This is a genomic window from Kitasatospora griseola, assembly GCF_014648555.1.
GTDB classification, from domain to species: domain Bacteria; phylum Actinomycetota; class Actinomycetes; order Streptomycetales; family Streptomycetaceae; genus Kitasatospora; species Kitasatospora griseola.
This window is the reverse complement of record NZ_BMRI01000021.1, coordinates 120,928-126,351: the sequence shown is the minus strand read 5'-3', so window position 1 is coordinate 126,351 and position 5,424 is coordinate 120,928. Positions and strand designations below refer to the sequence as shown.

The following is a 5,424-nucleotide window of genomic DNA, read 5'->3' as shown; positions in this document are numbered from 1 at the left end:
CCACAACTCGTCCGGCACCAGACGCTCCACGATCAGCACGCCCAGAGTCTAGCTATCCAAATGAGATGACTTCTAAGACCGTGTCCTAGTGACACCAACGCCCCGCCGCTGGGCCGAGGACGACCACCTCCGAAAGTCGCTCACCACGCCGGGCGCGGCCCCGGAGGGCGGTAGTCCTCCTACAGCGCGGCCTGCCCGGCGCGCTCGCACTGCTGGAGGACACCGAGCCGGGCGACCCGTGGGCGGACGTGGTCACCGCGGTGCTTGCCGCGCTGTGCCGCCCCGGCAGCCAGCGGGCAGCCGGCCACGCGATCGGCCACTGCCTCGCCTTCCAGCCGGACGAGGGCCTGGCCGTCTTCACGGCCCGCCTCACGCTGACCACCCTCGACACCCACACGCCCGCCGCCCGAAACCTCCTCGCCCACCTGACCAGCCGTACGGGTGAATCCGGGCGACGGCCACGCGCTGTGCGACCTCCTCACCCACGAGGGCGTCCGACGCCGTCCCGACCCGGTCCAGGGCGTAGCACTCGAACGGGCTCTCGCCGCCTGCGCACTGGGCTCCGCCGCCCTGCCGGACGCCCTGCGCGCCTGGTTGGAGGAGGCGTTGCGGCATGCGCGCGGGGTGCTCGAAACGTCCCCGTTCGACCCGGGCGCGCCCGGAGGAAAGCCGCTTGAGCGCCGCGTTCGAACAGCACCATCATCAGTCACCTCCGCTCACGCGAACCCACCCAACTCCGGCGCATGAGTGCGCACTTGCCGCGCCCATCGTCGACAGCGGGCTCCGTACGCTCGAACGCCGCCCATGTCTGGAGGTCTTCGTGGACAACCCCACCGGCCAAGCCGCCGGCATCACCTCTTCCGGCCGACCGGCCGTGCCCGCCCGCGCCCTTGAGGAGCCCGCTCAGTGATCGACTTCGACGTACTCACGAACCTCGCCGCACGCGAGGGCATCGAACGGATCGGCGTCGGCGTGGTGGTCCGGGACTCCTCAGGACGGCTCCTGATGATCCGTAGGTCCCCGCGCGACGTCCCGCCGGGCCTGTGGGAGTACCCCGGCGGCAGCCGGGAGGACGGCGAGGCGGTGCCCGACGGCGCGGCCCGCGAGCTGGCCGAAGAGACCGGGCTCACCGGCCTGCCGCTGGAATACGCGCGGCATCTCGACTTCACCAACCAGTGCGGGCGGCGCATGCGTCAGTTCGTGTTCACCACCGTCGTACCGGACGGCGCCGAGATCGCCCTCTCCCCGGACCACGACGGCCATCAGTGGGCCCACCCCGACGCCCTGCCACCGACCAGCGACGGGCAGCGCACGGTGGTCGAATGGCTCACCCGACGCCTGGGCGTCCCGGGCTGGCGGCCGGTCGGCGGCTATCTCACCACCATTGCCCGACCCAGCTCCTACGGCTGTCTCCTGGTCACCGACCCGCAGGGCCGCGTCCTCGGGATGCGTTCGACCATCAACCCGGACGTGTGGAACTTCCCCGGCGGCAACGTCGAGCACGGCGAGACGCCCTTTACCACCGCCCTGCGGGAGGCCGAGGAGGAGCTGGGCCTCGACCTCGCCGCCGAGAACCCCGAGGTGATCGCCCGGCGGCGTCTGGTCGCCGTCATCCACGAACAAGCCGGCACCGAGTACCCCGTGCCGATCTGCGGCTACGTCTTCGACGGCGGCGTCCTCACGACAGAGCAGCAGGCCCGGATCCGGCTCGACCCGGCCGAGCACACCGAGTGGCGGTTCGAGACCGCTCACGACTGGCGGCAGCTCATGCAGCCCGCTCGCTATCAGCGGCTCCGCCAGGTTCTGCGCGCCCACCGTTCCGGCACCCCCCTCTACCTGGAGCGCCCCGCCCCGGCCGACGACGACTTCGAGGGTGTCCTCGTCCTCGTCACCGATCTCGCGGGCCGACTGCTGATGCACCGGCGCGAAGACCTGCCGAGCATGCCGTGGCCCGGCCACTGGACCCCGGTCGGCGGCTGGCGCGAGGCCGACGAGAGCGCCGAGGAGACCGCCGTGCGCGAGGTCCGCGAGGAGGCCGGCATCGAGATCACCGGACCGCGGGCCCTCCCCGATCCGCACACCGGCCTCGGCCTGCCGCTCACCCGTGTCCTGCACGCCGTCTGGGACGGCCCCGAGAGCGATCTGCGGCTCGGCGACGAGGGCCTGGCCGTGCGCATGGTCCCCCTCGACGAAGTGCTCGATCTGAAGGTCCCGCCGTACCTGCGGCACTACCTGCCGATGCTCGCCGAGGCGGCCGGCCTGCCGTTCGGGAGGACCTCGTGACTCCGCTCGACGGCGCCCGCCACCCCGCCACGATCAGGCCCGGTGTCACCAGGACGGATCCGCCGACCCTGCTCGTCGGCGTCCACCTCGTCCTGCTCGACGCCAACACCGTTCTGCTCGGCCGGCGTCACAACACCGGCTACGCGAACGGTCTGTGGCACCTGCCGGCCGGACACATGGAGCTAGGGGAGACGGTCACCCGCTCGATGACGCGCGAGGCCGAAGAGGAACTCGGGATCCTCATCGCCGAGGACGACCTCGCTCTCGTCCACACCCTGCACCACCTCGACGCCGAAGACGGCCGCAGCCGCCTCCAGCTGTTCTTCCGGCCCGCTCGCTACGACGGCCAAGTCTGCAACGCCGAACCGCACAAGTGCGAGGAACTGCGCTTCTGGCCGTTCGACGAACTCCCGACCAGTACCGTGCCCTACACCGTCCACGCGCTCGGCCGGATCACCCGCGGCAGCGCCCTGTCCACCCTCGGTCGGCCGGCATGACTTCGCCCCTACTGCCCCAGGACGCCGACCGGCTAATGCGCGAGACGGCAGGACGCTACGAACTGCTGGGCGTGCGCGCCCACGACCGCGCCGGGCACCCGAACGTCTGGGAGGTCGCCGACGGCAGCGAGCGCCGCCTGTTCGCCAAACGCCACAAGAACGCGCTCATGCACGAGCGGGAAACCGCCGCCTACCGACTGCTCGTACCGGCTCTCGGCGAAGGCCGCGCACCCTCGCTGCTGGCCGCCGACGCCTCCTCCCTGCTCATCGTCACCACCGCGCTGCCCGGTACCCCGGTCATCAGCACCGCCCTCACTGCCGCCGAGGAACGGGGGGTGTACCGGCAGGCCGGGCAGCTCCTGGCCGCCGTCCATGCGCAGCCCACGACCGGAGCCCCCGTCGGCGAGTACCTGCCCTGGGCCCAGGAACGCGCACGGGCCCTGGCCCGCGCCCGCGATGCCCGCCTGCCGGACGAGGACATCGGGGTCCTGGCCGAGGCCACCCGCACTGAGCCCCCTCCCATCGCGCTCGCCTACTGCCACGGCGACTTCGGCCCGCGAAACTGGCTCGTGCGCCGCGACGCCGACCCGCTGACGCTCGGGCTGATCGACTTCGAACGCAGCCAGGTCGAGGCCCCGGCCCGGCGCGACCTGATGCGTGTCATCCTTCAGCTCACGCCTCACCGACCCGATCTGCGTGCGGCGTTCCTCGCCGGGTACGGGCGCGACCTCACCGCGCAGGAGCGGGCGGCGTCCCGGGCGTGGGCCGCGATCGACTGCCCCGCCGCCCTGTGCTGGGCCCTGGACCACCGTCGGGACGAGGAGGTCCTCGGCTACGCCCGAACCGTCCTCGACCTGCTGCGCGAACTGAACCGCGTTGTGTGAACGCCCCTTCTTCCCCTACCGATTGGAGCCTCCATGCAGTCCCTGCGTCAGACCGTCTGCGTCATCGTCCACGACCAGCAGGCGGGAAAGGTCGCCTGCGTCCACTACGCCAACGACTCCTGGTCCACGGTCTCCGCCTGGACCGTCCCCGGCGGCAAGGTCGAGGAGGGCGAACGCCTCGACGAGGCAGCCGCCCGCGAGCTGCGCGAGGAGGCGGGCCTGGTCGTCACCGCCGAGGAGCTGCGGCTGGTCCACACCATCCAGGTCAAGGCCGGGTGGGACGGCAAGGGCCCGTTCCTGCTCTCGGTCTTCGCCGCGACCTCGTGGCGGGGCGAGCTGACGAACACCGAACCGGACAAGCACCTCGCTGTCCTGTGGATGGACGCCTCCGCGTTGCCCACCCCGATGTTCCCCACCTCGCACGCCGCCCTCACCGCCTACCTCTCCGGCGACGGCCGGGGGTTCTCCACCTACGGCTGGGACGCCTCGGAGGACCTGCGCGCTCTGGTCGGGGCCTGAGACGGCAGGCCGTCACCGCTGTCCGCCCATCGGCGAGCGGGCACCGCAACACTGCCTGCGGACGTCGACCTGCGGCTGCTCGCCATCGCCGAGGGCACCGGACCCGCCGGCCCTGTCGGGGCGTCAGCGGGCTCGGCGGATCACCAGCGATCTGTGGAGGCGGAGAAGCTGTTCGAGGCCTTGCCGGGCGCGGCCGTCCCCGTGCGGCTTCCACCCGAACGCGACCTTCATGTCCCTGCCTCGTCTCTGTGCTCTACCGTGCGAAACCCTGGTGGGCGACCATGCAGCCGGTCGCGACATGATCTCCTATCGCTCCCACCGCCCTGACCTCGGGGGATCACCCGACCGGCCGAGTCACCCAACGCGATCGGGGCGCTCCGCAGGGGAGCGCCCCGAGGTGGGGGCGAGGCCGTTGCGTTACTGGGAGGGGCGTGCCTTCCGGGGCTGCCACTCGTCGGAGAGCAGGCCGAGGACGGCCTGGTCCACGTACTCGCCGCAGACCCAGGCGGAGCGGCGCAGGGTGCCCTCCAGGGTGAAGCCCGCGGCGGTCGCGGCCGCGAGCATCGGGGCGTTGTCGGTCAGGGTCTCCAGTTGCAGGCGCTGGAAGCCGCGGACGGCGAAGCCGTACTCGCACAGGGTGTGCACCACGTCGACGGCGAGGCCGCGGCCGCGGAACGCGGGGCGCAGGGCGAGCCCGAGGTGGGCGGTGCGGCTGTGCGTGTCGATGCCCCAGAGCAGGGCCTCGCCGGCCAGTTCCGCCGACTCCAGTTCCACGACGGAGAAGCACGCCGCCTCGTCCGACGGCCCGGCCACCACGAAGGGCGAGTGGCCCGAGGCCGCGGCAATGGGCTGCCAGGGGCGGGAGTCGGCGCGCGACCGGGTGGCCACGTCGTCGTAGAGCTCGGAGTGCAGAACCGGGATGTCGTCCTCGTGTCGGGCCCGAAGCCCGATCCTTTCGCCATGAAGCATGGTCAATTGCTATAGGAGGAGTGGTAGTTGATCAAATGAATTGCCCCGCTGTTATGGCCGGCATCGGACCGGGGGCCCGGGGCCCGGTCAGTTCTCGCTGTCCAGGTGGGCCATCTGCGCGGCCGCGTAGCGGGTGCCGGCGGCCGAGTCGGCGGGGACGGCCTGCTCGACGGCGGCGAGGTCGGCGGCGCTGAGGTCGAGGGTCGCGGCGGTGAGCGCCTCGGCGAGGCGGTCGCGGCGGCGGGCGCCGACCAGCGGGACGACGTCCTTGC

The 5,424-nt window shown here is 72.1% G+C and carries 6 protein-coding genes and 1 pseudogene; 4 read left to right on the top strand and 3 right to left on the bottom strand.

The features are described from left to right. Window positions 1–179: 179 nt before the first annotated feature. The gene (locus IEZ12_RS24630) at window positions 180–320 is read right to left on the bottom strand and encodes a hypothetical protein (protein WP_189274747.1); all 141 of its coding nucleotides are present in this window, start codon (window positions 318–320) and stop codon (window positions 180–182) included. A 586-nt stretch (window positions 321–906) separates the two neighbouring features. On the opposite strand from IEZ12_RS24630, the gene IEZ12_RS24625 reads away from it, so the two are divergent. Genes IEZ12_RS24625 through IEZ12_RS24610 form a run of 4 tightly spaced genes read left to right on the top strand, consistent with a single transcriptional unit; the run spans window position 907 to window position 4,183 of the window. After that, complete coding sequence (locus IEZ12_RS24625; protein ID WP_189274745.1) at window positions 907–2,283, top strand: NUDIX hydrolase; 1,377 nt, start codon at window positions 907–909, stop codon at window positions 2,281–2,283. Next, window positions 2,280–2,780 (top strand): NUDIX hydrolase, encoded by a 501-nt coding sequence (locus tag IEZ12_RS24620; RefSeq protein WP_229847919.1) that lies wholly within the window; start codon window positions 2,280–2,282, stop codon window positions 2,778–2,780. The genes IEZ12_RS24625 and IEZ12_RS24620 overlap by 4 nt, the downstream gene beginning before the upstream one ends. Then, on the top strand, window positions 2,777–3,664 hold the full coding sequence (locus tag IEZ12_RS24615) for a phosphotransferase family protein (protein ID WP_189274744.1): 888 nt from the start codon (window positions 2,777–2,779) through the stop codon (window positions 3,662–3,664). The genes IEZ12_RS24620 and IEZ12_RS24615 overlap by 4 nt, the downstream gene beginning before the upstream one ends. Window positions 3,665–3,697: 33 nt before the next feature. After that, the gene (locus tag IEZ12_RS24610; RefSeq protein WP_189274742.1) at window positions 3,698–4,183 is read left to right on the top strand and encodes an NUDIX domain-containing protein; all 486 of its coding nucleotides are present in this window, start codon (window positions 3,698–3,700) and stop codon (window positions 4,181–4,183) included. 417 nt (window positions 4,184–4,600) lie between these two features. Here the strand turns inward: IEZ12_RS24610 and IEZ12_RS24605 are convergent, their stop codons facing one another. Both IEZ12_RS24605 and IEZ12_RS38960 read right to left on the bottom strand, forming a co-directional pair. Continuing rightward, window positions 4,601–5,152: a GNAT family N-acetyltransferase gene (locus tag IEZ12_RS24605; protein ID WP_189274740.1), complete on the bottom strand. Its 552-nt coding sequence runs from the start codon at window positions 5,150–5,152 to the stop codon at window positions 4,601–4,603. Window positions 5,153–5,239: 87 nt separating this feature from the next. Then, window positions 5,240–5,424 (bottom strand): annotated as a pseudogene (locus tag IEZ12_RS38960) (aldo/keto reductase); the annotation flags it as partial.